The following is a 26,933-nucleotide window of genomic DNA, read 5'->3' as shown; positions in this document are numbered from 1 at the left end:
CCCGAAGGCGTCCACGTGACAAGCATAACGTGTGGGCGGGGGTGGTGATTCCCCCCAGACAGACGTGAACCCCGGTGGGTGCGCCATTGGCGCGCCCACCGGGGTCGACCGGCAGGGTCGGGCCGGTCCGGACGACAGAGCCTCCCCCGAGACGAGGCTCTGGTCTCATCACGGCGACTGAGGTCCGCAACCCCCCTCGCGGAGTCTCAGTCACCCGTAAAGACGCATTCGCGCGGCCCGGGGTTGCGGATCTCGGGTAAAGAGATCACAAAGCCGTAACGCGGCTGGTCAGCGGCCGGTGAGGAACTTCTTGGCGATCGCCGGGGTGAAGGCGCGGCCCTCGACGGCGATGGCGAAGGCGCGGTCTCCGGCGGCGCCGACGAACCAGGAGACCGTCCTGGTGCGGTCGCCGTCCTTGTAGGTGGTGAGGGCGGCGACGCCGACGACGTCGGACGAGACGCGGGCGCCGCGGGCGTTGCCGTACTTGGCGGTGTGGCCGAGGACCTTCTTGAGGCTGGCGACGGGTTCGGCCTGGAGGTACTGCGGTGGTGGCGTCTGGCCGGGCGCCTTGGGGACGTCCTTGAGGACGTAGGGCGGCCGCCAGCTGCCGTTCTGGGCGGTGGCGGCGACCAGCGCCATGGCGAGGGGGCTGACCCGGACCCTGCCCTCGCCGATCATGGCGGCGGCCTTCTCGCCGTCGTTGGCGGGGGTCGGGATGGAGCCGTTGAACGCGGGGACGGTCAGGCCCCAGCTCTGGCCGATGCCGAACTGGCCCGCCTCCTTGAGGAGGGTCTGCGCGTCGAGTTTGGTGCTCAGCTGGGCGAGGGTCGTCTTGCAGGACGCGGCGAAGTGGGTGGCGAAGTTGCTGTCCTTGCGGGCCTTGTTGGTGAACGTGGTGCCGCCGATGGTGACGCTGGACGGGCAGGTCGTCTCGGTGGTCTGGTTCATCCCGGCCTTGGAGAACAGGGCCTCGGCGGACACGATCCCGAACGTCAGACCGGGCGGGTAGCTTCCCTCGAAGGCGAGGTTGCGGCCGCCGGTCCCGTGGTTGGAGACGGCCAGCACCGCGCCGGTGCTCGGCTGCGTCATGACCATGGACGCCGGGGACGGGACGTCGCGCAACGCGAAGTCGGCGCGCTGCTGGTAGCCCGGGTCGAGCGTCGTCTGGACCTCCTGCGGCTTCTGGCCGGGCCAGGAGCGCAGTTCCTCGGTGTTGCGGCCCGTCTCGTCCTGCGCCACGACGCGGATGGTGGGCGTCCCGGCGAGGCGGCGCTGCTGGAGGAGCTGGATGCCGCTGACGCCGATCGTGTCGCCCGGCTGGTAGGGGGCGCCCACCTGCTGGAGGCGGTCGGCGGTGGCGGGGCCGAGGCTGCCGACCAGTTCGGGCGCGTAGGCGGGGGCGATGGGGGCGCGGACGGCCCTGAACTCGATCCCGGGAACGTGTTTGAGCCGCTGGATGAGCTTGTTGTGCGTCGGCACCTGGAGGGTGAGCAGGGGCAGGAAGTCCTGCGGCGGGGCGGACTGGACGCGGCCGAGGAGCCGCTCGGCGTCCAACCGGCGACCGCCGTCGATCTTGGTCTGCTTGGCGAGCACGGTGAGGGTCTTCTGCGGGTCGGCGAGCTGGCCGGGGAACACGCCCGCCATGTAGGCGCCGACCTCGCGCAGCATGGGACGGCCCTGCGAGTCGGTGATCGGGGCGCGCTCGGGGACCTCGGTCACCACGGCGAGCCGCTGCCCGGGCTTCAGCTTCGTGTGGATGATCGACGGGCTCCAGATGATCTTCCACTTGCCGCCGACGCGGCGCAGGTGCATCAGCCCCGGATACTCCCACGGCTGCCCGTTCTCACCGAGGTCGATCTTCACGGTGAAGCGGGCGTCGGCCTCGTCGTCCTTCTTGACGATCTGGTCGACGTCGCTGCCCGCGACCTGCGTGCCGAGGGAGAGCCGCAGGGACGCGGCGTCGAGCTGCTGCCGGACGCGACTCAGCGCGTCCTCGACCTGGCCCTTGTCGACGCCGACGGTCCGTCCGGCGGCCGCCTCGTAGTTGCCGACCTGCCAGGCGATGAGGAAGTCGCGGACGGCGGGCATCGCGGACGGCTCGGCCCAGCATCCCGTCGTCAGCGACGCGACCAGCACGCCGCAGGTCGCCAGCGCCGCCGCCCGCCGACCACGCGTCCGCCGCGCCCACCAGGCGCCCGTGGAAGCCCGCCTCCGGCCTCGGTTGGTCATCGGCACCCTTCACCGTCTCCTGAACCGGGCCGCGGCCGCCTTCTGCATCTCCCGGTCGGCTTCCCGCTTGGCGATGGCCTGGCGTTTGTCGTACGCCTTCTTACCACGGGCCAGCCCGATCTCGACCTTGGCCCTGCCGTCCTTGAAGTACAGCGACAGGGGGATCAGCGTCCAGCCGGGCTCGGACGACTTCGCGACGATCTTCTGGATCTCGCGCCGGTTCAGCAGCAGCTTGCGGCGCCGCCGGGGGGCGTGGTTCGTCCAGGTGCCCTGCGTGTACTCGGGGATGTGGACGTTCTCCAGCCACACCTCGTCGTTCATCACGTGGGCGTAGCCGTCGACGAGGGACGCGCGGCCCGCGCGCAGCGCCTTCACCTCGGTGCCCGTCAGCACCATGCCCGCCTCCCACGTGTCGTCTACGTGGTAGTCGTAGCGGGCCTTCTTGTTCTGGGCGATGAGTCTCTGCCCGGTGGTGTTCTTCTTGCGCCCGGTGTCCCGTGCCACGTCCTCAGTCCTTGTCCGGAGCCCTCGCCGGGGCGGTCTCAGTCTCTGTCCGGAAGCGTCGCGCGCAGCCCGCGCAGCACCGTCCGGGCGCGCCGCTCGGCCTCCTTGGGGGGACGGTCGGCGGAGACCGCCACATCGGGTTCGATACCGACCCCGTCGAGGTTACGGCCGCTCGGGGTGCGGTAGCGCCCCACGGTCAACTCGAGCACGGATCCGTCGCTGAGGCGAATGGGTTCCTGCACCGAGCCCTTCCCGTATGTACGCGATCCTATGATCACGGCGCGGTCGCGGTCGCGCAGGGACCCCGCGACGATCTCCGCCGCGCTCGCGGTGCCCGCGTCCACCAGCACGACGAGCGGCGTGCCGGTGTCGCCGGGGTCGGTGACGGTGCGCTTCTCGACGGGCCTGCCGCGCGGCTCGTAGGTGACGACGGGCCCGTCCGGCAGGAACGCCGACGCCGTCTCGACGGCCTCGTCCACCAGCCCGCCCGGGTTGCCGCGCAGGTCGAGCAGGACCCCGCCCTCGGGACGGCCGGACGGCGGACGCCCGGTCACGGCGGCGCGCACCTGGCGTCCCGTCCCGCGCGTGAAGGCGCCGACGCGGATCATCCGCGCGTCCTCGGGAAGGTCGGTCACGGTGACGTCTCCTGCGGTAACCGGTGTGCGGACGAGGTGGAACCGTCTGGTTCTACGGTCTCGTTCGACGGTCAGTTCGACGGGTTCGTTCGGACGTCCTCGCAGCGCCTTCGCCACACCGTCGACGTCCCAGCCGTCCACGGACGCGCCGCCGACGCCCGTGACCACGTCACCGGGGCGCACCCCGGCGCGCGCGGCGGCGGTGCCGGGCTGGACGCTGGCGACCAGCACGCGGGAACGACCGTCGTCGCCTAACCAGAGGCCGACGCCGCTGTAGTGGCCGGTGAGCCGCCCTTCGACGTCGTCGTACTCGCGGGCGGAGTAGTAGCGCGCCCAGCGGTCGCCGAGGCCGCGCAGCATGCCCTCGATGGCGGCGCGGTCGAGGTCGTCGCGCCCGATCGGTTTCGCGGCCTCGCCGCCGATCTTCGCGGCGGCCTCGTCGAGCACGGACCCGCCCGCGACGGCGGTGTGCCGCTGCGAACCCGACCCGCTCACGATGCCCGCCCCGTACGCGCAGACGATCGCGGCGGCGACGGCGGCGCCGCGCAGGAGACGCCCGACCCGCCGGTCACGGGAGGTTCGCCGCCTTCTGCTGGGAAGCGACACGGACCGGGACATGCGGCAAGTGTAGGGCGACGGACGAACCCGGATCCGGCGCTTGCGCCTTACCGCCACCGGATCCGGTCGCGGAGGCTAGATCTTCAGATATCTGCGCAGCGTGAGGAACGACGCGACGGCGCACAGCAACACGCCGAAACAGATCGACACGATGATGACGAGCACCACCACGCTCCAGCCGAGTTGGCTGACGAGTTGGACGTCGCCCGCCAATCTGTCGACCAGGAGTTTCTTGCTGAAGACCAACAAGATGGACGCGAACAGACCTCCGATCAGGCCCGCGATCGCGCCCTCCAGGATGAACGGCATCTGGATATAGGTGTTCGACGCGCCGACGAGCCGCATGATGCCCGTCTCGCGGCGCCGGTTGAACGCCGACAGCCGCACCGTGTTGCCGACCAGCATCACCGCCGCGATCACCTGGATCAGCGCGATCGTCAGCGCCGCCACCTGGAGCCCGTTCAGGATCCGGAAGAACCGTTTCAGGATCTCCTGCTCGTTGATGACGGTGTCGACGCCGGGCTGGCCGAGCATCGCCTGCGCGACGGCCTTGTACTGCTCGGGGTTCTTCAGCTTCACCCGGAACGAGTCGGGGATGTCGCCCTCGCGGGTGCTCTCCACGAAGCCGGGCGCGCCGGAGAAGTTGTTCTTGAACCGGGTGTACGCCTGCTGCTTGCTCTCGTAGTCGACCTTCGACACCTGCGGCATCTTCTCCAGCTGCGCCTTGAGCGTCTGCCGCTGCTGGTCGGTGATGTCCTGCTTCTGGCAGGCGTCGTTGGAACTCGTGCTGGCGCACAGGAAGATCGAGACCTCGATCTTGTCGTACCAGAAGCTCTTGGACGCCCGGACCTGCTCACGCAGGAGCAGCCCGGTGCCGAAGAGCGCCATGGCGATGGCGACGGTGAGGATCAGGGAGATCGTCATCGTCATGTTCCGGCGGAGGCCGATCCAGATCTCCTGGAGAACGAACTGTACGCGCATGCCTCGCTGTCCTTGATCGCCAGTGTTCCGCCGAATGCCCGGGGCCGTCGTCCCGCGCTGGAACGCGGCCCTGTGCGGGGCGGTCCCTACCTGTGGGCCGTACAGGTGTCGTACGCCCGCGCAGGATTCGATGGTTCAGATGGATGTGCCGTGCACCGTACCGGGCCCGGACCGGTGCCGCCGCTTACGGACGGACGTCGCCGCCTCCCGGCGGGCCCGGTCATGGGAGTGGTCGGTGCCACGGTAGCTGTCATGGTCAGTAGGCCTGCCCGTACACGCCGCGCGACTGGTCGCGGACGACACGGCCGTCCTCCAGTTCGACGACGCGCTTGCGGAAGGCGTCGACGATCGCGGCGTCGTGGGTCGCCATGACGACGGTGGTGCCGGTCCTGTTGATGCGGTCCAGCACCTTCATGATGCCGATCGAGGTCGCGGGGTCGATGTTCCCCGTCGGCTCGTCCGCCAGCAGGATCATCGGCCGGTTGACGAACGCCCGCGCGATCGCGACGCGCTGCTGCTCGCCGCCGGACAGCTCGTCCGGCATCCGGTGGCCCTTGCCCTCCAGGCCGACGAGGTCGATGACCTCGGGGACGACCTTGCCGATGAAGCGCCGCGGCTTGCCGATCACTTCTAGGGCGAACGCGACGTTCTCGAAGACGTTCTTGTTGGGGAGCAGACGGAAGTCCTGGAAGACGCAGCCGATCCTGCGGCGCAGGTGCGGCACCTTCCAGTTGCTCAGCCTGCTCAGGTCCTTGCCCGCCACGTGCACGTGACCCTGGGAAGGACGCTCCTCCTTCAGGATGAGGCGCAGGAAGGTCGACTTGCCGGAGCCGGACGGCCCCACCAGGAACAGGAACTCGCCCTTCTCGATGGCGACGTTCACGTGCGCCAGGGCGGGCCGGTTCTGGCTCGGGTAGACCTTGGTGACGTTGTCGAAATGGATCACGGCTGCATCACGGCGGTTCAGTCTAGGGGTTGGGGAGCGGCCGGACCCGCGGTCGCGGACTGGCCGTCCGCGGTCTCTGGTCTGCGCCGCCCGGCTTCGCGACCAGGTGGGACGCGAAGCCTTCGAGCAGTGTAGAGGGGAGAGTCAACTGTCTCGTCCCACTCGGCGTGGTACGGGTGTCCGGGGCTTCAGGGGTGTTTGCCATGCGAACCGTCTCCAGACGTCCGGCGATTCGTACCGTCAAGGTCCCGGACTTGCCGGAACGACCATACCGTCCGGCTACGCTGGATGATGGCGAAAGATACCTAATAGGTCGACGGACACCAGACAGGTCGGCGTTTCCCCCGCCCTGGGGCCATGTGCCGTTCTCGGAGATTGGGGCCACGACATGAGCTGCGAACATCTGATCTGCGCCCATTGCTCGAACCCCGTGGTGGAGGGGCGCTGCCCCACCTGCCGCGAGGCCCGGTCCGAACTGCACCGGCACGGCCCGGCGGTGCCGCCCGCGCTCGTCCTCGCGGTGCTGGTCGCGCTGCTGTTCGCCGCCCTCGTCCTCCAGCGCGTCTACGGCTGACGTCCACGGCTGACGTCTGGAGCTGCTGACACGGGGCCGTTCGTCACGGCTTCTTGAGCGGCGGGGTGGCGGCCTTGGTGACGGTCCCGTCGTCCGCGATGACCTGCGCCTTGGCCTGCTTGCCCTTCTTGGCCCGCGGCGGGTCGTACGCCACGAAGTGCAGCGTCGACGTCGTGTCGACCTCGTTGCCCTCGACGGTCCCGTCGAGCAGATGCTCCGCCTCCTCCGGGATCTCCGGCTTCGGCGTGTCGGGATCCTCGGCGATGAGCGAGGTGCCCCGGAACAGCGAGTAGATGATCAGGCCGCCGCCGTGCTCGGTCCGCAGCCCGAAGTAAGGGAACGGCGTCGCGGTGTAGACGACCTGGAGCGTGAGGTCCTTCGCCTTCGCCCGCTTCTTCGCGCGCCGCGCCGCCCGGTAGTAGCCGGTGGTGACGTCGCCGGGCTTCATCACCTTCGCGGCGACGCTGTCCGCGCCCTCCGCCGCGATCGTCGCCTGGATTCCGCCGACGTCCCGGGGGCGGATCAGCACCGACGTGTCGTCGCTGCTGAGCGCGGTCGCGTACCCGTTCTTGTCCGTTACTACTTTCGGCTCTTTGGCCTTCGGCTGGAGCAGGCTCGCGATCGTCAGCTTCCAGTGGTCGGACGGGCCGCGCAGGATGAACCCCATCAGCGCCCTGCGCTTGCTCTTGGACTTGCCCATGACGGAGCGGTCGACCGACACCATGAACCACTGTGGATAACCGGCGTTCTTCAGTTTCGGCACGTACAGCTTGGGTTCGCCGTAGACGAAGCGTTGCACCGGGTCGCCGTCGTAGGCCGCCTTGCGGAACTCGGCGGCGGTGAGCTGCGACTGGCCATCGGACGTCCAGGTCAGCGCGAGCCTCTCGTCACCGGCGGCCCTGGCCACGTCCTCGTCCGTGACATAGGTACGGAAGGCGTGCTCGGCGACCTTCGGCGTCAGCGGAACGGGCTGGGGCGGCGAGGTCGAGGGCATGGTGACCGTGGGCCGCGCCTCCGTCCTGCCCTCGGCGCAGCCCGTGGCCGCCACCGGCAGGGCGAGCAGCGCCCCGACGACCACCGCCCGCGAGAACCTGTGCACAATTCCGAGATTCTGCCATCCGCCCGCCCCCGCCCCTAACCAGACCCACAGCCCCCCGGAACCGGCGCGGTCTTCGGTGGAGGGGACGACCCCCGCACCCCCGGAACCGTCCGGGGGTGCGCTCGGCGGGAAAGCAGTGCCGGGACGGCGATAGGCTCGGAGCGTGGCAGGCATCGAACCCGAAGAGCAGCTCAAGGAGCTCGGCTCGACTCTCGCCGGCATCGAGCAGGTGTTGGACCTCGACGCGATGCGGCGCGACATCGTCGAGCTTCGCGAGCAGTCGGCCGATCCTGACCTGTGGAACGACCAGGAGCGCGCCCAGTCGGTGACGCGTCGACTGTCGTACCTGGAGAGCGAGCTGGGCAGGGTCGAGGGCCTGCGGCAGCGGCTGGACGACGTCGACACGCTCTACGAACTCGCCAAGGAGATGGACGACGCCGACACGCGCACGGAGGCCGACGACGAGCTGGCGGGGCTGCACAAGGCCGTCCAGCAACTTGAGGTCCGCACGCTGATGTCCGGCGAGTACGACTCGCGGGAGGCGCTCGTCACCATCAACGCGCAGGCGGGCGGGGTCGACGCGGCCGACTGGGCCGAACAGCTCCAGCGGATGTACCTGCGGTGGGCCGAGCGGCACAACTACCCGACCGAGGTCTACGACACGTCCTACGCCGAAGAGGCGGGCATCAAGTCGACGACCTTCACGGTGAAGGCCCCCTACGCGTACGGGACGCTGCGCGGCGAGCACGGCACGCACCGGCTCGTCCGGATCTCCCCGTTCGACAACCAGGGCCGCCGCCAGACCTCGTTCGCCGGTCTGGACGTCGTCCCGGTGGTGGAGCGCAGCGACCACGTCGACATCGACGAGAACGACCTGCGCGTCGACGTGTACCGGTCGTCCGGGCCGGGCGGTCAGGGCGTCAACACCACCGACTCGGCGGTGCGGATCACCCACCTCCCGAGCGGCATCGTCGTGTCCTGCCAGAACGAGCGCAGCCAGATCCAGAACAAGGCCACGGCGATGAACGTCCTCCAGGCGAAGCTCCTTGAGCGCAAACGCCAGGAGGAGGCGGAGAAGATGTCCGCCCTGCGCGGCGAGGGCACCAGCAGCTGGGGCACGCAGATCCGCAACTACGTGCTGCACCCGTACCAGATCGTGAAGGACCTGCGCACCGGCGTCGAGGTCGGCAACCCCACCTCGGTCCTGGACGGCGACATCGACGAGTTCATCGAGGCCGAGATCCGCTGGATGCGCAAGCAGGAGCAGTAGGCCTGAGCAGTGGGCCCCAGCGGTAGCCCTGAGCAGTGGGCCTCATGACGTGCCCTCTGACCTGCCCCGACGAGTTCCCGTATTCGCAGAGTGATGAGTCCGTCACTCTGCGATGATGGCTGGCGCCAGAATCACCATCGCCACTCGGGGGACTCCCGCAATGCCCGCACGTACCCAGCCCGCACATACACGGCCCGCACGCACCCTGCCCGCACATACACGGCCCGCACGCTCCGCCGTCGTCGCCGCGTCGTCCCTGTCCTGCCTGCTCGCCGTCGCGCTGAGCACCGGATGTTCAAGCTCCAGCACCTCGTCCGCCGAGTCGAAGGAGGGACCGGCGAAACCGGCGCTGACGAAGGCGCAGGCGCAGCAGGTCCTCGCGTCCTACACCACCGCGGCGAACCGGGCGGGCCGCAGGCTCAGCGGCGACGGCCTGCGGACCGTCGAGGCCGACCCCCAGCTGACCATGGACGACGCCTCCCTCAAGCTCCGGCGCGTCATCAAGCGTCGGCCGTCCGCCCTGAAGTTCAGGGAGACGGCGTTCTACATTCCCCGGCTGAGCGGCTACCCGCACTGGTTCGTGGTCGGCGCCGCCACCGGCCCGGCCAAGCAGCCGCTCCGGCACGCCATGCTGTTCAACCAGGCCAGGCCGGGCGCGCCCTGGCTCCTCACCGCGAACCCCTACCCGGCGAGCGACTCGCTGAGCCAGATCGCGCTGGACCCGGACGGCTACGCGACGCCCGTGAAGCCGAACTCGTCGAAGCAACTCGCCGTGGCGCCCGGCAAGCTGCCGGAGGCACACGCGGCTCTCCTCACCGGCGGGCCGAGCGCGGCCGGGGCGTCCGTCCTGGCGGACGGCCCGCAGACCAGCGAGACGTACAAGGCCCTGCGCAAGGGCGAGAAGACGCTGGCCGGACGGGGCGTCACCCTCTCGTCACGGTTCTCCGCCGCGCCCTACTCGGTGTACGCGCTCCGCACCAAGGACCGCGGCGCCGTCGTCTGGTACGTGCTGAAGCAGCGCGAGGCGTACTCGTCGTCCAAGCACGGCGCCCTGTCGGTGGGCGGTGACCTTCTCGGCCTCGTCCCGGCCAAGGCCACCAGGTCCCGGATGGACACGACCGTCCTCGTCCAGTACCTGGCGACCGTGCCGCCGACGGGCCGCACCGCGGTGACCGGCATCTACCGGAAAGCGGTGACGGCCCACGGCGCGTGACCCCCACCAGGGTCAGTTGGGCAGGCTGCTCGCGGTGACCAGGGTGCGGATCGAGCCCAGGGCCACCGAGAGCGTCGCCAGGTCGAAGCTGTCGCTCTCCCAGATCTCGCTGAGCGTCTGCTGGGCGCGCTGGACGGCGGGCTTGTTCTTGTCCGCCCAGCCGACCAGGAGCTGCTCGGGGTCGCCGCCAGGTTCGCTGGTGACCAGGACGTCCCGGGTGAGGGCCGCGTGCGCGGTGTACAGGTCGTCGCGAAGGGCGGAGCGGGCCATCGAGCGCCACTTGTCGTCACGGGGCAGCGCGATGATGCGTTCGCGTAGCCGCGACAGCTGGAGACGGTCGGCGAGGTCGAAGTAGGCCTCGGCGACCTCCTCCACCGGACGGCCCGTGTCGTGCGCGATGCCGACCAGGTCGAAGGTGGAGAAGGCGGGCACGAACGTGGCGCACTGTTCGGCCAGCTCGTCGGGCACGCCGAGCTGGGCGAACCCGTCGCGGCGCTGCTCGAACGCGGCCAGGTCGAGCCCGACCAGGAGCTTGGACAGGTGGGTGCTGAGGGTCGCCGCGCTGCCCGCGAAGAAGTCGATCGTCTCGCGGATGTCGAACGGGGGCCGCCGGTTGTGCAGCAGCCAGCGGGCGCCGCGCTCGGTCAGCTTCCTGGCCTCCAGCAGCATCGCGATCTGCGTCGACTCGTCGGCCTGGTGGGACAGGCCCTCCACCGAGCGCCAGAACCCGGGCATGCCGAACACGTCGCGGGCGACGAGGTAGGCGCGGGCGATGTCGGACGACGACGCGCCCGTCTCCTCGTTCATCCGGAACACGAACGTGGAGCCGCTGGCGTTGATCAGGTCGTTCACCACGGCGGTGGTGATGATCTCGCGGCGCAGCGGGTGCCGGTCCATGTAGGGGCGGAACGTCTCCCTGAGCGGGGTCGGGAAGTAGTCGACCAGCCACGACTCCAGGTAGGGGTCGTCGGCGATGTCGGACGCGACGAGCTCGTGGTCGAGCGCCATCTTGGCGTAGGCGAGCAGCACGGAGAACTCGGGGCTGGTGAGCCCGAGCCCCGACTGGCGCCGCTCGGTGAGCGCCTTGTCGTCGGGCAGGAATTCGAGGCGCCGCTGGAGGCGGCCTTCCTGTTCGAGTCTGCGCATGTAGCGGGCGTGGATGTGCAGCATCGCGGGGGCCTGCGCGCGGCCTCCGGCGAGCACCACGTTCTGCGCGTAGTTGTCGCGCAGGACGAGCCGTCCGACCTCGTCGGTCATCTCGTACAGGAGGGCGTCGCGCTGCTTGCCGGTCAGCTCGCCGTCGCGCACCGCCTGGTCGAGCAGGATCTTGATGTTCACCTCGTGGTCGGAGGTGTCGACGCCCGCGGAGTTGTCGATGAAGTCGGTGTTGATCAGCCCGCCGGTGCGCGCGTACTCGATCCGGCCGAGCTGGGTGACGCCGAGGTTGCCGCCCTCGCCGACGACGCGGCAGCGCAGGTCGGCGCCGTTGACGCGGACGGGGTCGTTGGCCTTGTCGCCGACGTCGGCGTTGTTCTCCGTGGACGACTTGACGTAGGTGCCGATGCCGCCGTTCCAGAGCAGGTCGACCGGCGCCTTCAGGATCGCCTTGATCAGCTCGAACGGGGTGAGGGCCTTCACGCCGTCCTGGACGCCGAGCGCCGCCCGCGTCTGCGGGGTCAGCGCGATCGACTTGGCGGTCCGCGGGTACACGCCGCCGCCCTTGGAGATCAGCGCGGTGTCGTAGTCGCCCCAGCTGCTGCGGGGCAGGTCGAACAGGCGCCGACGCTCGGCGAACGAGGTCGCCGCGTCCGGGTCGGGGTCGATGAAGATGTGCCGGTGGTCGAACGCGGCGACGAGCCGGATGTGCTCGGACAGCAGCATCCCGTTGCCGAACACGTCGCCGGACATGTCGCCGATGCCGACGGCGGTGAAGTCGTCGTTCTGGACGTCCGTGCCGAGCGAGCGGAAGTGGTACTTGACCGACTCCCAGGCGCCGCGCGCGGTGATGCCCATGCCCTTGTGGTCGTAGCCGACGGAGCCGCCGGACGCGAACGCGTCGCCGAGCCAGAAGCCGTACTCGGCGGCGACGCGATTGGCGAGGTCGGAGAACGTGGCGGTGCCCTTGTCTGCGGCGACGACCATGTAGGTGTCGTCGCCGTCGTGGCGGACGACGTTCTGCGGCGGCACGACCTTGCCGTCCACCAGGTTGTCGGTGAGGTCGAGCAGGCCGGAGATGAAGTCGGTGTAGCAGGCGATGCCCGCCTTCTGCCAGGCCTCCCGGTCGACGGACGGGTCGGGCAGCTGCTTGCCGACGAAGCCGCCCTTGGCGCCCGCCGGGACGATCACGGTGTTCTTCACGGCCTGCGCCTTGACCAGGCCGAGGATCTCGGTGCGGAAGTCCTCGCGGCGGTCGGACCAGCGCAGCCCGCCGCGCGCCACCGAGCCGAACCGCAGGTGGACGCCCTCGACCTTCGGCGAGTACACGAAGATCTCGTACAGGGGCCGCGGCTCGGGCAGGTCGGGGATGGCGTGCGGGTCGAACTTCATCGCCAGGTACGGCTTGCCCTGGTAGTGGTTGGTGCGCAGCGTCGCCTCGACCAGTGCCAGGTAGGCGCGCAGTATGCGGTCCTCGTCGAGACTGGCGACCTCGTCCAGCTTGCCGCGCAGCTCCTCGGTGATCCCGGCGCTGCGCTCCTCCTCGCCGCCCTGGAGCGACGGGTCGAGGCGGCTCTCCCACAGCCGGACGATCAGCCGGGTGATGGACGCGTTGCCGAGCAGCACCTGCTCGATGTAGCGCTTGGAGAACGTGGTGCCGGTCTGCCGCAGGTACATGGCGTAGGCGCGCAGCAGCATGGCCTGCCACCAGTTCAGCCCGACGTGCAGGACGAGCGCGTTGAACCCGTCGTTCTCGATCTCGCCGCGCCAGAGCCGGGTGAACGCCTCCTGGAACAGGCCCTTGACGGCCTCCTCGGGGACGTCGGCGGGCGGCGCGTACCGCAGCCCGAGGTCGTAGATCCAGAACCGCTGCCCGTCGGACGCGCCGATCTCGTAGGGCCGCTCGTCGATGACCTCGACGCCCATGTTCTGGAGCAGCGGCAGCATCCGGGACAGCGAGATCGGCTCGCCCAGCCGGTAGATCTTCAGGCGGCGTTCGCCGGGTTCGGCGCTGTAGGGCTCGTACAGGTTGATGGACGTGTCGTCGCCGTCGCCCAGCTCGTCGAGGCGGCGCAGGTCGGCGACGGCGGTGCGGGCGGGGAAGTCGGCCTTGTAGCCCTCGGGGAAGGCGTCGCCGAAGCGGCGGCCGAGGGTGCCCGAGCGTTCCTCGCCGCACTGCTCGACGATCGCGTCGGCGAGGTCGTCCTCCCAGGAGCGGATGGCGGCGGCGAGCCGTTCCTCCAGCTCCGGCACGTCGATGTCGGGCAGCGGGCGGCCGCGCTCGCCGCGGACCACGACGTGCAGCCGTGCCAGCAGCGACTCGCTGACGTTCGCGCTGTAGTCGACGCTGACGCCCTCGAACGCCTCCTTCAGCAGCCCCTGGATGCGCAGCCGGACCTTGGTCGTGTACCGGTCGCGCGGCAGGTACACCATGCAGGACATGTAACGGCCGTACATGTCCTTGCGCAGGAACAGCTTCAGCTGGCGGCGCTCGCGCAGCCGCAGCACGCCGAGCGAGATCTTGAGCAGGTCGTCGACGGTGATCTGGAACAGCTCGTCGCGCGGGTAGCCCTCCAGTATCTCGATGAGGTCCTGGCCGTCGTAGCTGTCGGCGGTGAACCCGGCGCGCTCCAGCACCTCCTCCAGCTTGCGCTTGAGGACGGGCACGTGCGCGATCGACTCGCTGTAGGCGACGTGGGTGAACAGGCCCAGGAAGCGGCGCTCGCCGGTGACCTCGCCGGACTCGTCGAACTTCTTGACCCCGATGTAGTCGAGGTACAGCGGCCGGTGGACGGTGGACCGCGAGTTCGCCTTGGTCAGCACCAGCAGGTGCTTCTCGGTCGCCTTCTCGCGGACCTCGGGCGGCAGCGCGGCGAAGCTGTCGGACTCGCGCTTGTCGCTGCGCAGGATGCCGAGGCCGGTGCCGGGCTCGGGACGCAGGGCGCTGCCGCCCTCGGTGAGCGTGTAGTCGCGGTAGCCGAGGAAGGTGAAGTGGCCTTTGGCGAGCCAGTCGAGCAGCTCGACGCCCTCGGCGAGCTCCTTGCCTGGAAGCGGCGGCGGGGCGTCCTGGATGGCGGTGGCGATCTCACCGGCGCGGGCCCGCATCTTGGGCTCGTCCTCGACGGCGACGCGCACGTCCTGGAGGACGCGGATCAGGTCCTTTTCGAGCCGGTCGAGGACGGCGCGGTCGCTGGTACGGTCCACCTCGATGTGCATCCACGACTCGTCGACGTCGTCGTCGCTGTCGAGCTTGCCGCGGAACGCCTTCAGGTGGCCCGCGACGTCGCGGTCCACGCCGAGCAGCGGGTGGACGATCAGGTGCGTGGTCAGCTGGTGCCGGGACAGCTCCATCGTGACGGAGTCCACCAAAAAGGGCATATCGTCCGTAACTACCTGGACGACGGTGTGCCCCGGGTCCCAGCCGTGCTCCTCAAGCGTCGGCGTGAAGACGCGCACCTTCGCGCGCCCCTGCGGCCTTTCCTCGCCGAGGGCCCGGTGCGCCATCGCGGGGCCGCAGATGTCGGCGGGGTCCCTGGCGAGCAGGTCCTCGCGGGCGACATGATGGTAGTACAACCGAAGGTAGTCGAACGCCTCCGCCGCGTCCCCCCCGCGCGCCCCCGGACGCTGCGCGCACGTCTCGGCCGACCGCCGGAGCAGGTCGTCCTTCGCCTGATCGAGCATGCCGCTCATCGACAACTCCCCTAGAGACCCTTCGCCACCTCGTTGTGGCGCCGCTCACTGCGCCAGCGTAGAACAGGAACCGCCGCAAAGCAGACCCGCGCGGCCGCATGGCCAACGTGTCATTGACCACCCTCCGGGCGTCCGGCGAGGCGACTCACCGAGCGACACGCCAGGTCAGGAGGGCTGTCAGGGGCCCGTGCCCGGCCCGGTCGAGGGGTCCGGCGGGGACGACGGGTCGTCCGGGTCGTCCGGGGGCGGAGACGTGGACACCGAGTGGGACGGGGTCGGGGAGCCGCTGTCGGACGGGCTCTCGCTCGGGCTCATGGACGGCGTCCACGGCGCCCTCGGAGTGTAGGACGGCTTGTCCGGCGTCTTCTCCGTGGGCTCGGTGCTCGTCGGCGCCGACAAGCTCGGCGCGACGTCCGCGGAGGCGGGCGGCGCGCTCGGGTCGCTGACCTTCTGCCCGGCCTTGCCGTTGTCGCCGAGGCTGAGCACGAGGACGGACGAGGCGACCACGATCGCCACGAACAGCGCGGCGACCCCGGCCAGCACCGCCGGCCGGCCCGACCCGGAGAGGACCCGTTGCCGCAGCCCACCGGCCCCGCCCCCCGCGGCGGCGAGGTCGTGGGGCATCGTGTCGTCGCCGACCTCCGCCGCGCGGACGGATCCGGCGGCGAGCATCGCGGTCTCGTCGGTGTCGCCGGACCCGGGACGCGGGGCGGCGGGCGCCCCGGACCGCGAGACCTCGTCGTGGCCGAGCAGCCGCATCAGCACCTGCCGCGCGCCGGGCCGGTGCGCGGGGTCCTTCTCCAGGCAGTCGAGCACGACGTCGCGCAGCGGCCCGTCGAGTTCGCCGAGGTCGGGTTCCTCGTGCAGGATCCGGTTGATCACGGCGGGGATGGTGTCCTGGCCGAACGGGGGCTCGCCGGTGGCGGCGTACACGAGCGTCGCCGCCCAGCAGAACACGTCGGCGGCCGTCCCGACCTCGTCGCCGCTGATCTGCTCGGGCGCCATGTAGGACGGGGTGCCGATGACCCGGCTGGTGAGCGTGGTGCCGCCGCTGATGGCACGTGCCACGCCGAAGTCGATGACGCGGGGGCCGTCGGGTCCGATCAGGACGTTGTGCGGCTTGAAGTCGCGGTGCACGACGTTCGCCTGGTGGATCGCCGCGAGGGCCGTCGCGGTGCCGACCGCGAGCCGGTCGAGGGACGCGCCGTCGAGCGGGCCCTCGTCCAGGACCTGCTGGTTCAGCGACGGGCCCGGCACGTACTCGCTGACGATGTAGGGGCGGTCGCCGTCGGCGTCGGCGTCGATGACCTGGGCCGTGCAGAACGGCGCGACGCTCTTGGCGACCTCCAGCTCGCGCAGGAACCGGGCGCGGGCCCTGTCGTCGGAGGTCAGCTCCGCGTGCAGCAGCTTGATCGCGACCTGGCGGCCGGTGTCGTCCTCGCCGAGGTAGACGGTGCCCTGGCCGCCCTCGCCGACCCGGCCGGTCAGGGCGTACGAACCCAGCCGGTCCGGATCCCCGGATCGCAGCGCCCCAACCTCCATGCGTGGACCGTCCCTCTCTTGATCCTGGGGCCCGTGACGGGCCTGGATCTCCCCGCCGACAGTGTGACGCCCGAGCCCCGGGGGAAGTTCACCCGGCCTGCGGCCTTACGGCCACTCTGACCCAACGCATCCGATCGGACACTGTTTGGCCCAGGCTCCACCCTAATGCCGTGACATCACCCTGCGGTACACGTGAGGCTGGTGTCACCCAAGAGAAACGGAACGTTCGACTGAATGTCCCTTACGGCGTGAAATGGCGAAGAATTTCTGGATTGGCCATGGAGTCGGGATTGGCGGCCTGGTCGACCGGCGTGCCCTGGAGGATCTTACGGACCGGGACCTCCAGTTTCTTGCCCGACAGCGTGCGCGGGATGCCGGGGACGGCGTGGATCTCGTCCGGGACGTGCCGGGGCGACAGCGCCGACCGGATGCGCCGCTTCACCTCGGCGAGCAGCTCGTCGGTCAGCGACGCGCCCTCGGCGAGCTGGACGTACAGCAGCAGCAGCCCCTCCTGCCCGAGCCGTCCGGTGTCGATGACGAGGCTGTCGGCGATCTCGTCGAACGCCTCGACGACGCGGTAGAAGTCGGACGTCCCCATGCGGACGCCGCCCCGGTTCAGGGTGGAGTCGGAGCGCCCGTAGATGACGCAGCCGCCGTCCGGACGGATCTTCAGCCAGTCGCCGTGCCGCCAGACGCCCGGGTACATCTCGAAGTAGGAGTCGCGATAGCGCTCGCCGTCCTCGTCGTTCCAGAAGTAGACGGGCATGGACGGCATCGGCTCGGTGATGACCAACTCGCCGACCTCGTCCACGACGGACTCTCCGCCGTCGTCGAACGACGCCACCTTCGCGCCGAGCCCGCGACACTGGATCACGCCCGCGTGCAGCGGCAGCAGCGGCGACGGGCCGAGGAACGCGGTGCACAGGTCGGTGCCACCGGACATTGAGCCGAGCAGCAGGTCACGTCCGACCGCCTCGTAGACCCAGCCGAAACCCTCGGGCGGCAGCGGCGAACCCGTCGAGCCGATGCCGCGCAACGCCGACAGGTCGTGTTCCTCGCCGGGACGTTGTCCGTCCTTCGCCGACGCCATGATGTAGGGCGCGCCGACACCCATGTAGGTGACGCCGTTCTCGGCGACCAGCGACCACAAATCAGAGGGTGCGCCGTCGTACATGACGATCGTGGAACCCACCAGCAGGCCACCGACCAGGTAGTTCCACATCATCCAGCCGGTGGTCGTGTACCAGAAGAACACGTCGCCGGGGCCGAGGTCCTGGTGGAACGACAACGCCTTGAGGTGCTCCAGCACCACGCCGCCGTGGCCGTGCACGATCGGCTTCGGCAGCCCGGTCGTGCCGGACGAGTACACGACCCACAGCGGATGCTCGAACGGGACGTCCTCGAACTCCAGCTCGTGATCGGGACGGGGCAGATCGGCGTAGCGCATCCCGACACGCAACCCGTCCGGCGCGGCGGCGGGATCGAGGTACGGAATCAACACGGTCGCGGCGAGGGTCGGCAGCGCGGCCTCGATCTCGGTGACGACCCCGCGCCGGTCGAACCGCTTGCCGTTGTAGGCGTAGCCGTCCACGGCGACCAGGACCTTCGGCTCGATCTGCGCGAACCGGTCGATCACCGAGGACGATCCGAAGTCCGGCGAACACGACGACCAGATCGCGCCCAGCGACGCCGTGGCCAGGAAACAGACCAGCGCCTCGGGGATGTTCGGAACATACGCGGCGACCCGGTCGCCCTTGCCAACACCCAGCTCGGCCAACCCGGCGCGCACCTCCGCGACGTGCAGCGCCAGCTCCCGGTACGTCAGCACCCGATGCCCGCCCGCCTCCGACCGGAAGATCACCGCCGTGTCGTCGGGGGTGTCCGACGCCTTCCGCAGGGCGTTCGCCGCGTAGTTGAGGGTCGTGCCGGGGAACCATGTGAGGCCGTCCACCGGCATCGGCCCGCCCGTCCGGACGGGGCCGTCGCCCCGGTTTCCGACCACCTCGAAGTACGACCAGATCGCGTCCCAGAAGGCGTCGACCTCCGTGACCGACCAGCGCCACAGGTCGTCGTAGGTCTCCGTGAGGACGCCCCGGTCCCACAGCCAGTGGACGAAGTGACTCACCCGCGCGTTGGCGACGACCTCGTCCGAGGGTTCCCACAGCACCGAACCTTCGGAAACCTCACGGGCCATGACTCTCCCTCCAACGCCGCGCCACACCGCGCGGCCGTTCCAGTATCCGGGTCAGATGCGGGTCAGGTCGGCCACGGCGCTCACCACCGCGCGGGTGTCGGAGAGGGTGGCGAGGACGCGCTCCGCCCCGGCGGCGCGCAGTTCGGCCTCGGTGGCGCTGCCGGTGGCGACGGCGATGATCGGGGAGCCCGCGATGTGCGCGGCCTGGACGTCGCGCGGCGAGTCGGCGATGAAGACCGTCGCCGCCTCGGGGTAGCGCGCGCCGTGCCGCTCGCCCGCGCGGGTGCGGGCGAGTTCGAGAAGGGCCGCCTTACTGTAGACGCCGTTCTCGTAGCCGCCCGCGTCCAGGTCCAGATGCCCGGCGAGACCCAGCTCGGTCACCTTCACGACGGCGTTCGGCTGGACGGACCCGGTCAGCACCGACTGCACGACACCGGGCACATGCGCAAGCGACTCAACAGCCTCACGCGCCCCAGCAAGCACACGACCATGAGCCCGCACGTCAGCCCTCCGGCTCGCGAACGCCTCGGCGAGGGCGTCGAAGAAGGCCGACAGGTGATCATCGGTGGTGACGACGTCGTTGAACGCCAGCGTCTCAAAAATGATCTCGGACTCGGTACGCCCCGGCGTGGGCGCGAGTCGCACGAGGGGCCGACCGATGACCCGCTGAAACGCCTCTGCATAGGCGTCCCGGGTAACCCGCCCGACGTCGACCAACGTGTGATCGATGTTCCACAGCACCAGACGGTTCAGCGTCGACATCCCGTTCCCATACAAGTAAGGAGAACCGCGAAGAACACGTGCCGTCCGAGCCTAGCGCCCACCCCCTCACCCCACCCCCGCCCGGCCCACGACCCGGCCTTCCCGGGGACGGCCGCCCCGAGCTGGTCAGTGACCCGGGCGATCGACCCAGTCCGCTCACCGGTCTGCTCACGAACATCAAAAACCATCCGAACCGCGCATTCCCGCAGCTCAGGCGAGTACTTCCTCGGGGGTGCCATAGCCCCTCAGGTATCAGAGCCTCCAGCCGACTCGGTGTGGTCCAACCCCCGGTCAGCACAGTCGCGCTCCCGAGCTTTCAGGACCACATGCGATGGCTGGCCCACCATGGTTCAAGCGTCCATCTGACCGGTGATGGTGGGGACGCCCTCTTGCTAACGCCTCCGATCTACCTTGCCGAGATGATCCGAAAGCGACCTCTTCGCGCCCTAGGGGCGGCGGCGAGATTTGCCCAGGTGCGGAAAATGTCCCTCCGCGAGGCGCTCCGACGTGGTCGGGCGTGCGTGCCGTCGCGCACCCATCTGGATCTCCCGAGCCTGACTCACCAGAAGGTCGTCGACACGCTCGTCGACAGCGCCCGCTCCGCACGAGCAGACATGGAACTCGCCGCCGCCTCCGGCGTGCGTTTGGACAATCCCTTCTTCGATGCCCAGGTCATCGACGCCTACCTGGCATTGGATGTGGAGGAGATGCCTGAGCCAGCTCAGTACAAACCGGTGCTAGTGGAGGCGATGGCCGATGTCCTGCCCGCCTCGCTGCGTCGCAGGACCACCAAGGCCACCACCAGCGCCGATCACTACGACGGCCTGCGTCGTGCGCTTCCGCAGGTGGACGCTCTGCTCGATGGGTACCTCGCCGACATGAACCTCATTGATGTGCGGACCGTTCGCGCTCGGCTGCGTTCCCATGCGGCCGGTGCGGGCGACCTCGGTCCGATCGAGCGCATCGTCGCCTTCGAAGCGTGGCGGCGAGCGCTGAAGATCGTGCCATGGCAGGAGCAAGCTCGTGCGAATTCCTGAGCGCGCCTGCGCCCTGGATCGCGGATGGATGCTGGTGCTGAACTACGAAACCGGGCGAACCTCGCTCCTGGCTCCGGCTGCGGCTAATCGGTGGAGAGGAGCCTCCACCGTCCTCCCTGTTCCACGGGTGCCGTGGGAACCCTCGTGGAGTACACACGAGGTACCGCTGGGCTGGGAAGCCCCACGACGGACCTCTGGCCGCGCCCTCGTTACCGGCGGTCTTGGCGTGCTGACGATGTTGATCGTCGCCAGGGCCGGTGCGCGCCACAAGCGAATGCGCCGAATGGTCAGCCTGGTGCGTTTGGCGTCGGCGGTCACCCGTCGCGAAGCCTCGGCGGTTCACGCGGAAGAGGCCGTGGCGGCCGTTCAGCACTTCGGGTTCCTGCCTGGACGCATGGCCTGCCTGGAATCATCGGTGGCCACAGTCGTCGCCCTGGCGCTCGAAGGGCGGGCGGTGACCTGGCATCACGGAGTGCGCTGCGACCCCATTGTGTTGCACGCCTGGATCTCGGTCGGTGGCGTTCCCGTCGCCGAACCCCCCAGCACACTCAGGTGTACGCCACTACTGACAATCGCTTCCAAGAGGACAAGGAAGACACATGAGTGACAAGGCCACTCCATGGATCTGGCTTCGAGGTGAGGTCGCGGGGCTGGGGCCGATCCGAGAAGATCTGCTTGACGCCTACTGGCGGTTGGATCAGCAGATCAGCACGATCGTCGGTTACAACCGGCAGAGCCCACAGCCAATACGTACCACCAGGGCGATCCTCATCGACGGCGGCAGTGGCGACGAGGTTCGCTTCACCATCTACGACGTCACCGAGGACCCCGCGACACCGGTAGGGCTGGCCAAGCTCGCCATGGACACCGCTCGCGGCAACGCCGAGTACATCGTGTCGATGATCCCCGACCACCACGGACGCGGCATTGGCACCGAGGCCACCCGCCTCGTCCTGGACTGGGCCTTTCATGTCGCGAACATGGCGTGCGTCTGGCTCACGGTGCTCGAACCCAACACCAGAGCGATCCGCGCCTACGAAAAGGCAGGGTTCAAACGGCAGGGCATCCGCCGCTCCTCAAACATGTGGCTCGGCCAACGAGTCAACGAGGTCCTCATGGACGCCGTACCCGCCGAGTTCAAAGGCCCATCACTGGTGAAGCAGATGCTCCAATGACCGGCTCAGCCAGCCTGTAGGGAGAAATCCTCACACAGCGGAGCGCCCCCACCGACAGCGCGGGCGGTGAGGGCGTTGAGCGTATGCGAGGTCTAGATCACGGCCGGTCGGACCGGTCGTCGCGCCGGGAGTTCTCTCATGCGGGGTGCGGCTCGATCACCTTGTCCGGTGAGTCCACCCAGACCCGTTGACCGTTCGGGCCGATCACCAGGCCGAGCCGGTCGGTGCCGGGCGCCCCGTAACCGAGCCACGTCCGGTAGGCGGCCTCCAACTCCTCCCAAAGCCTCCGGGGTCCGCGCTGTCGCACCCTGGCTCCAGTCCGACCCCACGCGGTGTCGACCAGAGCCTTGGAAGTGTGGCCGGTGTCGGCGAGCCACAACCGCACCGACCCGTCATGCACGCCGACACTGTGATTGACCATCAGGTCGGGAACCTGACCGGTGATCACCACGCCTGGGCCGGGGGTGTCCCAGATGATCCGGCGAGGGTCGGCCGCTGTCGCGGACTCGTCCCATCCGGCGGTGTCCTCTTCGAACACGGGGAACGTGGTCCGCTGGCCCCGCAACATCATGTAGGACGCGCCTCCGTGGAACTGGCCGACCGCGTGGCCGTTCTCGTTCACTGTCAGCCGGGTTCGCCGACCCGGCCCGTACTCGGGCATCCAAGGGAAGGCGATCACCCCGCCCGGCCGGGTCCGCTCGACCCAGGAGTAGGGAACCGTGGTGACACCGCACGTGACGTGCACCGCGTCGAACGGGGAGACCTCGGGGAACCCGAGGGCCCCGTCCCCGGTGATGAGCACCGGGGAGAGACCGGCGGCCTCCAGGTTCGCCGCGGCCTGTTTGGCGACCTGGCCGTCCACCTCGATCGACACCACGTTCTCAGCGCCGATACGGGCCGACAGGAGACCCGCCGTCCATCCGGTTCCGGTACCGATCTCCAGCACGCGAACGTGCGGCCTCCCGTCACCGTGCGCGCGCTCGGCGAGCCCGTTGACGTCCAGCAGTTCCAGGAACGGGAACACGACGTCGGGCGCCGACAACGATGAGGTGCAGTGTCTCCGCTCATCCGAGTTCACCTCGGCGGAAGGGGTGGCGCCGTCGTCGTACTGCGTGATGATCGGGTGGTTGGCGTAGGCGGCGTTCCACCACCCGGCGGGGTCCGCGTCGACATCGATCCGACGCTCCGGTTCTTCGTACGGGGACGCCCACGCGGTAGGCGGGACGAACAGGTGCCGGGGCACGGCGTGTGCCGCCGCCCTCCACGCCGGATCGGTCAGGTCGCCAGCCTCGGTGAGCTGGTCGGCGAGCGCGTCGATCCGGCGGGCGACATCTTCGGAGGTCGGGACCGTCATTTGCCTCGGGTCCCCCCGCCCTCGGTCTGCTTGTCGGGGTTGGGCTTGCTGGGAGGAGGCTGCTTGATCGGCTGGGGCTTACCTTCGTGCTTACCCATGGTGGTCCCTTCTCGGCCAGGATCGTCCTGACCAGAGAATGGGCTCGTGGCGACCTGGGGGGCCAGAGAGTTCCACCAGATTCCACGAAATCAACAGAACTGGCAACGCGCAGCGGCGATCAACTCTCGCGCCGCGTCGCCGTACACCGCCATCCGGCGGAGGTGATCGAACGCCTTCAGGTAGAAGGAGATCTGATCTTTCCGTCGGGTCTCGATCGCAGTCAGCCACGTGTCCCCGCAAACAACGGTTTCATCGAATATATAGAAGCACTCTTGAGAAAGGACGATCCGGTTCGAGGTCGGTGGGATGATGCCGAACGACACGTGCGGCATCCTGGTAACAGTGGTGAGGAAGTCGAGCTGTTCCCGCACCACGTCAGAGTCACCGTAGCCAAAGCTGAGCGCCCCAGCTTCGATGACGAAATGGTAGATGTTGCGACCAGTAGGTTCGGTCAGAAACCGTTGCCGAGCCATCTTCGCTCGCGCGGCGGGCCTGGCCTCCTCGATCGGCCGTCCGTGCAGCCGGGCGGATGCCGCGATCGAAGCGGTCGCGAAGTCTTCGGTGAACAGGATGCCAGGGACAGCCGTCGGTTCGTAGACGCGCAGCAGCGACGTAGCCTCGTACAGTTCCATCCCTTGAGCCTGAATATGGACCAACCCGGCCTTCATCTCGCGCCTGTGCTCGCGGTACATCCGGGCCACTTCGCGTCGGGCCGCGATCAGCTCGGATACTTGGTCGGCAACACCGCAGATGGTCGCCCACGTTCGGATGTCGGGTTCCCTGATGTTCTGCATCCCATTCTCGATCCGGGACACCTTCTGCGGGCTGAACTTGGCGGCGGTGGCGAGTTGGCGCCCGGTGAGACCGGCGTCCAGGCGAAGATCACGCAATCGGACACCAAGCTGGCTGCGGGCGGCCTCTGGGTCGGTCATCTGGCACCGACTAGACCGGTCTGTAGTCCCGGTGCGGCACGGCGACCGTCCAAGCAGCCTCAAACGCTTCCTTGCACCGCTTCACCAGCCTTGGGTCGTTCTCCCGTTGCTGCCCCGCCGGGTTGCTGTCACCGTCGTGCACATTGAACATGGCGAACGCATCGTCGATCAGGAACATGTCATTTCCTGGCAGGAACAACGTTGAAGCCAGACGGCGTGGCAACCACCGGATGTCCTCCCCCGCCCCAACCAGGTGTGATGCAAAGACGAAGGCACCGCGCATGTACTTTGAAGCTGGCTCAGAGATCGTCTTGATACGGCGCTGCTCGATCCCGGCAGCCGCCCATGCGGCGGTTTCCGTCACCGCACTCGACATCACCCTCTCAACCTCTCCCGGGTCATCCGAATATGCGAGGTCGATACCATAACGGTCGAGCAATTCCAGCTTCCACACGCTCGTAGTCGTCGCGGCAAGAAGCTCACTGCGACGTTCCGTCGAGATCCACTCCATACTTCTCCTTCGCGTAGGCCCGGACGAACATGTCCACGAGGTCGTCACCCACTTCTACCCCTGCCTCCGTCGGTGACGGTTTGCGGAGCTGAGATCGGGTGTGCGGGTCGTCGCGTACCTCACCCTGCCAAAGCCAGGTTCCCCGGTCGGTCCGGTGCACGGCGGGGCAGGTCTCCTTGGTGTTCGAGTCCGGACCGCAGTAGAAGGAGAGCATCATCGCGTCGGCGTCACGAGAAGGTTCCACGAAGTTCCACCCTTCGGTCGGCGTTACCAACCTCTCCCCACTCGCAAGGCCGGTCAAGGCCGACACCGAACCGTCGATCACGGCAACAGCCGTCGCTGTGATGAACAGTGTGGCCTACACGTCGGATGGCGACACGGAAGTCATGACACTCCCTCAGCCGCGTGTCCATGACCGACCCAGCCCGCGGGGAAGGTCTTCACCCAGCAGAGCGCCCCACCTGGTGGACGATGGTGAGGGCGCTGGGATGTGTGGCGTTCCTAGCTCAAGGGAGGTCAAAGCGGCCGTCGCGTGCGTCGGCTGCGAACGTGGCCCAGGTCTGAGGGCTGAACGAGAGATGTCCAGCTGCCGGGGCTTTGCTGTCGCGGACCCCAACGTTCATTGCATACTTGGCCAGCTCGACACACTCCCCAGTGCCACCGCTGTAACTGCTCTTGCGCCACCTCACCGCGGTTGGCCCAGCTTCCATGTGTGCTCCCTTCGCGCGACTAAACCCTATCTGTCGCGAGAGAGCGGATTAGTTCACGAGTGTCTCTCGGAGAGAGCGCCGCTGATCGCAGACGGTCGAACGCGTCCCCGTAGGTGTCCAGGTCCTGGGACTCCTCCATGATCAAGGCACCGTTCATCGTCTCGATGTAGACGGCGCCCATCTCGTTCGGGGCGGGGAAACTGTAAAGCCAGAACGACCCGACCATGGCGGGGTGCTCTCCGGCGGAGAACGGAATAACCTGAAGTTCGACGTTGGTTCTGTCACGCTCCTTGATGAGGCTTCGCAGTTGGGTCGTCATGATGGCGCTGCTCCCGACAACGTGGCGAATCGCCGCCTCGCTGAGAACGACCCAGAGTTGGGGTGCGCCCTGCTCATCAAGGAGTGCTTGACGAGCAAGGCGGATCTCTACGCGTTCGTTGACGACCTCCTGGGAGTCGGTGGGGCGCGCCGCGCGGATAACGGCATGCGCGTAGTCGGGGGTCTGAAGGAGGCCGGGGACGAGCGCCTGCGAGTAGGCGCGGATCAGGGACGCTTCGGTCTCGATGCCGATCATGTTTCGGGTCTCGGTCGGCAAGGTCGCCGTGTACGACTCCCACCATCCTCGCTCCTTCGATCGGCGCGCCAACTCGATGAGTTCGCGGACCTGCTGGACGTTCTCGACCCCGTAGAGATCAAGAAGTTTCCGAACGTCCGTCACACTGATCCCGATTTGCCGATTCTCGACGCGGGACAGTTTGGACCCTGGCCACCCGAGCCGCGTCACCACCTGTGTGATCGAAAGTTCGGCCTCGGTCCGTAGTCGTCGCAGCTCAGCCGCAAGGCGTCGCCGCCGCATGGTCGGGGACCCTGCCATGATTGCCTCTCTGTTGCAAATTCTTCCTGCCCTACATATTGCACCACGAGTGCGAAGGGTGCATGCTGGCGGTCACAGCGTGACATGAACGATCTACGGAGCGCAGCAGAACGGGCGACCCGGGCTGGTGCTTACCTCACGGTGTCCCGGGCCCGACCGAAAGGAGATGGGTCATGTGTGAGTCCAGGGGCGACCCGCTGGAGGTGTTGGCGGGGGAGTTGGCGCGGCGAGGGCTTGGCGCGACCATGTGCGGCGGGGCGCTGGTGCTCTCGCGGGGGGAGCGGGTGATCGCGTGTGACGGGTGGCGGTTTCGGTGGGGTGGGGAGCGGGGGCATGTGCTCGGTGAGGTCGGGGCGGAGGCGGTGGCGGCGGAGCGAGTGGTGCGGGTGTTGCGGCAGGTCGGGCTGTCGGCAGGTGATGTGCTGGACGTGACCTTCCTGGCGGCGCGGACGGCGCCGGGGCAGGTGCGGACGCTCGTAGAGTTGCGGCTCGGCGCTTGGAGGATGGACGCACTGCGCGATGACGTGATGCTGATCGCCAGCGAGTTGGTCACGAACGCGGCCGTCCATGTGCCGGGCGGGCGAATCCGGGTGAGGTTCGTCCGTGAGCAGCGCGGGGTCCTGTTCCAGGTGTGGGACTGCTCTGATGTCCTCCCGGTGCGCAGGCGGGCCACCGTCCTGTCCCCTGACGCGGCTGCGCTTGATTCGGGCTACCGCGACGGCACGGGCGGCCTCGGACTGCCGATCGTGGCGGCGCTCGCGTCCGAGTACGGGGTGATCCCAACCGAACCCCATGGGAAGTGGGCCTGGGCGCGTGTGACGGTGTGACG

At 68.7% G+C, this 26,933-nt stretch carries 23 protein-coding genes; 7 read left to right on the top strand and 16 right to left on the bottom strand.

The genetic code is table 11. The features are described 5' to 3' along the window. Window positions 1-288: 288 nt before the first annotated feature. The 5 genes from ABD808_RS22135 to ftsE form a co-directional block, all read right to left on the bottom strand. Window positions 289-2,229 (bottom strand): penicillin-binding transpeptidase domain-containing protein, encoded by a 1,941-nt coding sequence (locus ABD808_RS22135; RefSeq protein ID WP_344899665.1) that lies wholly within the window; start codon window positions 2,227-2,229, stop codon window positions 289-291. A gap of 9 nt (window positions 2,230-2,238) precedes the next feature. Further along, the gene (gene smpB / locus ABD808_RS22130) at window positions 2,239-2,733 is read right to left on the bottom strand and encodes an SsrA-binding protein SmpB (RefSeq protein WP_344899662.1); all 495 of its coding nucleotides are present in this window, start codon (window positions 2,731-2,733) and stop codon (window positions 2,239-2,241) included. A gap of 38 nt (window positions 2,734-2,771) precedes the next feature. Next, window positions 2,772-3,986 (bottom strand): S41 family peptidase, encoded by a 1,215-nt coding sequence (locus ABD808_RS22125; RefSeq protein ID WP_344899660.1) that lies wholly within the window; start codon window positions 3,984-3,986, stop codon window positions 2,772-2,774. A gap of 75 nt (window positions 3,987-4,061) precedes the next feature. Further along, window positions 4,062-4,967 (bottom strand): permease-like cell division protein FtsX, encoded by a 906-nt coding sequence (gene ftsX, locus ABD808_RS22120; protein ID WP_344899658.1) that lies wholly within the window; start codon window positions 4,965-4,967, stop codon window positions 4,062-4,064. 256 nt (window positions 4,968-5,223) lie between these two features. Beyond that, window positions 5,224-5,913 (bottom strand): cell division ATP-binding protein FtsE, encoded by a 690-nt coding sequence (ftsE, locus tag ABD808_RS22115; RefSeq protein WP_344899656.1) that lies wholly within the window; start codon window positions 5,911-5,913, stop codon window positions 5,224-5,226. Between the two features lie 388 nt (window positions 5,914-6,301). Between ftsE and ABD808_RS22110 the strand changes: the two genes are divergently transcribed. Then, window positions 6,302-6,487 carry a hypothetical protein gene (locus tag ABD808_RS22110; protein WP_344899654.1) on the top strand — a complete coding sequence of 62 codons (186 nt, stop codon included), beginning with the start codon at window positions 6,302-6,304 and terminating at the stop codon, window positions 6,485-6,487. A gap of 43 nt (window positions 6,488-6,530) precedes the next feature. Here ABD808_RS22110 and ABD808_RS22105 read toward each other — a convergent pair whose 3' ends face one another. Further along, the gene (locus ABD808_RS22105) at window positions 6,531-7,586 is read right to left on the bottom strand and encodes a DUF8094 domain-containing protein (RefSeq protein ID WP_344899652.1); all 1,056 of its coding nucleotides are present in this window, start codon (window positions 7,584-7,586) and stop codon (window positions 6,531-6,533) included. Window positions 7,587-7,749: 163 nt separating this feature from the next. Here ABD808_RS22105 and prfB point away from each other — a divergent pair, with 163 nt between their 5' ends. Together prfB and ABD808_RS22095 are read left to right on the top strand one after the other, a co-directional pair. Next, window positions 7,750-8,856 (top strand): peptide chain release factor 2, encoded by a 1,107-nt coding sequence (gene prfB, locus ABD808_RS22100; RefSeq protein ID WP_344899650.1) that lies wholly within the window; start codon window positions 7,750-7,752, stop codon window positions 8,854-8,856. Between the two features lie 160 nt (window positions 8,857-9,016). Then, on the top strand, window positions 9,017-10,069 hold the full coding sequence (locus tag ABD808_RS22095) for a DUF8094 domain-containing protein (protein ID WP_344899648.1): 1,053 nt from the start codon (window positions 9,017-9,019) through the stop codon (window positions 10,067-10,069). 12 nt (window positions 10,070-10,081) lie between these two features. Here ABD808_RS22095 and ABD808_RS22090 read toward each other — a convergent pair whose 3' ends face one another. The 4 genes from ABD808_RS22090 to ABD808_RS22075 form a co-directional block, all read right to left on the bottom strand. Continuing rightward, window positions 10,082-14,914 (bottom strand): NAD-glutamate dehydrogenase, encoded by a 4,833-nt coding sequence (locus ABD808_RS22090; protein WP_344899646.1) that lies wholly within the window; start codon window positions 14,912-14,914, stop codon window positions 10,082-10,084. A 177-nt stretch (window positions 14,915-15,091) separates the two neighbouring features. Then, entirely contained in the window at window positions 15,092-16,456 is a 1,365-nt protein-coding gene (locus ABD808_RS22085; RefSeq protein ID WP_344899644.1) for a serine/threonine-protein kinase, read from the bottom strand. A gap of 241 nt (window positions 16,457-16,697) precedes the next feature. After that, entirely contained in the window at window positions 16,698-18,650 is a 1,953-nt protein-coding gene (locus ABD808_RS22080; RefSeq protein WP_344899642.1) for an acetoacetate--CoA ligase, read from the bottom strand. Between the two features lie 51 nt (window positions 18,651-18,701). After that, window positions 18,702-19,412: an HAD family hydrolase gene (locus tag ABD808_RS22075; protein WP_344899640.1), complete on the bottom strand. Its 711-nt coding sequence runs from the start codon at window positions 19,410-19,412 to the stop codon at window positions 18,702-18,704. A 326-nt stretch (window positions 19,413-19,738) separates the two neighbouring features. Between ABD808_RS22075 and ABD808_RS22070 the strand changes: the two genes are divergently transcribed. From ABD808_RS22070 to ABD808_RS22060, 3 genes are all read left to right on the top strand, one after another. Next, on the top strand, window positions 19,739-20,449 hold the full coding sequence (locus tag ABD808_RS22070; RefSeq protein ID WP_344899638.1) for an asparagine synthase-related protein: 711 nt from the start codon (window positions 19,739-19,741) through the stop codon (window positions 20,447-20,449). 235 nt (window positions 20,450-20,684) lie between these two features. After that, the gene (locus ABD808_RS22065; protein WP_344899636.1) at window positions 20,685-21,056 is read left to right on the top strand and encodes a lasso peptide biosynthesis B2 protein; all 372 of its coding nucleotides are present in this window, start codon (window positions 20,685-20,687) and stop codon (window positions 21,054-21,056) included. Continuing rightward, window positions 21,049-21,624 carry a GNAT family N-acetyltransferase gene (locus ABD808_RS22060; protein WP_344899634.1) on the top strand — a complete coding sequence of 192 codons (576 nt, stop codon included), beginning with the start codon at window positions 21,049-21,051 and terminating at the stop codon, window positions 21,622-21,624. Before ABD808_RS22065 ends, ABD808_RS22060 begins: the two co-directional genes overlap by 8 nt. A 136-nt stretch (window positions 21,625-21,760) precedes the next feature. Here ABD808_RS22060 and ABD808_RS22055 read toward each other — a convergent pair whose 3' ends face one another. From ABD808_RS22055 to ABD808_RS22030, 6 genes are all read right to left on the bottom strand, one after another. After that, complete coding sequence (locus tag ABD808_RS22055; protein WP_344899632.1) at window positions 21,761-22,978, bottom strand: methyltransferase domain-containing protein; 1,218 nt, start codon at window positions 22,976-22,978, stop codon at window positions 21,761-21,763. A 188-nt stretch (window positions 22,979-23,166) separates the two neighbouring features. Next, window positions 23,167-24,009, bottom strand: a complete 843-nt coding sequence (locus ABD808_RS22050; protein ID WP_344899630.1) for a helix-turn-helix domain-containing protein — start codon at window positions 24,007-24,009, stop codon at window positions 23,167-23,169. Between the two features lie 10 nt (window positions 24,010-24,019). After that, on the bottom strand, window positions 24,020-24,520 hold the full coding sequence (locus ABD808_RS22045; protein ID WP_344899628.1) for a DUF6879 family protein: 501 nt from the start codon (window positions 24,518-24,520) through the stop codon (window positions 24,020-24,022). Then, window positions 24,489-24,845 carry a hypothetical protein gene (locus ABD808_RS22040; protein WP_344899626.1) on the bottom strand — a complete coding sequence of 119 codons (357 nt, stop codon included), beginning with the start codon at window positions 24,843-24,845 and terminating at the stop codon, window positions 24,489-24,491. Before ABD808_RS22040 ends, ABD808_RS22045 begins: the two co-directional genes overlap by 32 nt. 181 nt (window positions 24,846-25,026) lie before the next feature. Beyond that, window positions 25,027-25,230: a DUF397 domain-containing protein gene (locus ABD808_RS22035; RefSeq protein WP_344899624.1), complete on the bottom strand. Its 204-nt coding sequence runs from the start codon at window positions 25,228-25,230 to the stop codon at window positions 25,027-25,029. A gap of 19 nt (window positions 25,231-25,249) precedes the next feature. Further along, window positions 25,250-26,086, bottom strand: coding sequence for a helix-turn-helix domain-containing protein (locus tag ABD808_RS22030; protein WP_344900179.1), 837 nt, complete (start codon window positions 26,084-26,086; stop codon window positions 25,250-25,252). Between the two features lie 191 nt (window positions 26,087-26,277). Between ABD808_RS22030 and ABD808_RS22025 the strand changes: the two genes are divergently transcribed. Next, window positions 26,278-26,931: an ATP-binding protein gene (locus ABD808_RS22025; protein ID WP_344899622.1), complete on the top strand. Its 654-nt coding sequence runs from the start codon at window positions 26,278-26,280 to the stop codon at window positions 26,929-26,931. Window positions 26,932-26,933 lie beyond the last annotated feature (2 nt).

The sequence above is a fragment of the Actinomadura meridiana genome (genome assembly GCF_039537545.1).
Taxonomy (GTDB): domain Bacteria; phylum Actinomycetota; class Actinomycetes; order Streptosporangiales; family Streptosporangiaceae; genus Spirillospora; species Spirillospora meridiana.
Note: the sequence above shows the minus strand (reverse complement) of the source record. Positions and strands in the feature narration are given on the sequence as shown.

Coding starts and splice junctions, on each gene's coding strand:
- ABD808_RS22135 (WP_344899665.1), bottom strand. CDS start 2,229: ATGACCAACCGAGGCCGGAGGCGGGCTTCCACGGGCGCCTGGTGGGCG.
- ABD808_RS22125 (WP_344899660.1), bottom strand. CDS start 3,986: ATGTCCCGGTCCGTGTCGCTTCCCAGCAGAAGGCGGCGAACCTCCCGT.
- ftsX (WP_344899658.1), bottom strand. CDS start 4,967: ATGCGCGTACAGTTCGTTCTCCAGGAGATCTGGATCGGCCTCCGCCGG.
- ABD808_RS22110 (WP_344899654.1), top strand. CDS start 6,302: ATGAGCTGCGAACATCTGATCTGCGCCCATTGCTCGAACCCCGTGGTG.
- ABD808_RS22095 (WP_344899648.1), top strand. CDS start 9,017: ATGCCCGCACGTACCCAGCCCGCACATACACGGCCCGCACGCACCCTG.
- ABD808_RS22090 (WP_344899646.1), bottom strand. CDS start 14,914: ATGAGCGGCATGCTCGATCAGGCGAAGGACGACCTGCTCCGGCGGTCG.
- ABD808_RS22085 (WP_344899644.1), bottom strand. CDS start 16,456: ATGGAGGTTGGGGCGCTGCGATCCGGGGATCCGGACCGGCTGGGTTCG.
- ABD808_RS22080 (WP_344899642.1), bottom strand. CDS start 18,650: ATGGCCCGTGAGGTTTCCGAAGGTTCGGTGCTGTGGGAACCCTCGGAC.
- ABD808_RS22075 (WP_344899640.1), bottom strand. CDS start 19,412: ATGTCGACGCTGAACCGTCTGGTGCTGTGGAACATCGATCACACGTTG.
- ABD808_RS22070 (WP_344899638.1), top strand. CDS start 19,739: ATGCGATGGCTGGCCCACCATGGTTCAAGCGTCCATCTGACCGGTGAT.
- ABD808_RS22065 (WP_344899636.1), top strand. CDS start 20,685: ATGTTGATCGTCGCCAGGGCCGGTGCGCGCCACAAGCGAATGCGCCGA.
- ABD808_RS22060 (WP_344899634.1), top strand. CDS start 21,049: ATGAGTGACAAGGCCACTCCATGGATCTGGCTTCGAGGTGAGGTCGCG.
- ABD808_RS22055 (WP_344899632.1), bottom strand. CDS start 22,978: ATGACGGTCCCGACCTCCGAAGATGTCGCCCGCCGGATCGACGCGCTC.
- ABD808_RS22050 (WP_344899630.1), bottom strand. CDS start 24,009: ATGACCGACCCAGAGGCCGCCCGCAGCCAGCTTGGTGTCCGATTGCGT.
- ABD808_RS22045 (WP_344899628.1), bottom strand. CDS start 24,520: ATGGAGTGGATCTCGACGGAACGTCGCAGTGAGCTTCTTGCCGCGACG.
- ABD808_RS22035 (WP_344899624.1), bottom strand. CDS start 25,230: ATGGAAGCTGGGCCAACCGCGGTGAGGTGGCGCAAGAGCAGTTACAGC.
- ABD808_RS22030 (WP_344900179.1), bottom strand. CDS start 26,086: ATGCGGCGGCGACGCCTTGCGGCTGAGCTGCGACGACTACGGACCGAG.
- ABD808_RS22025 (WP_344899622.1), top strand. CDS start 26,278: ATGTGTGAGTCCAGGGGCGACCCGCTGGAGGTGTTGGCGGGGGAGTTG.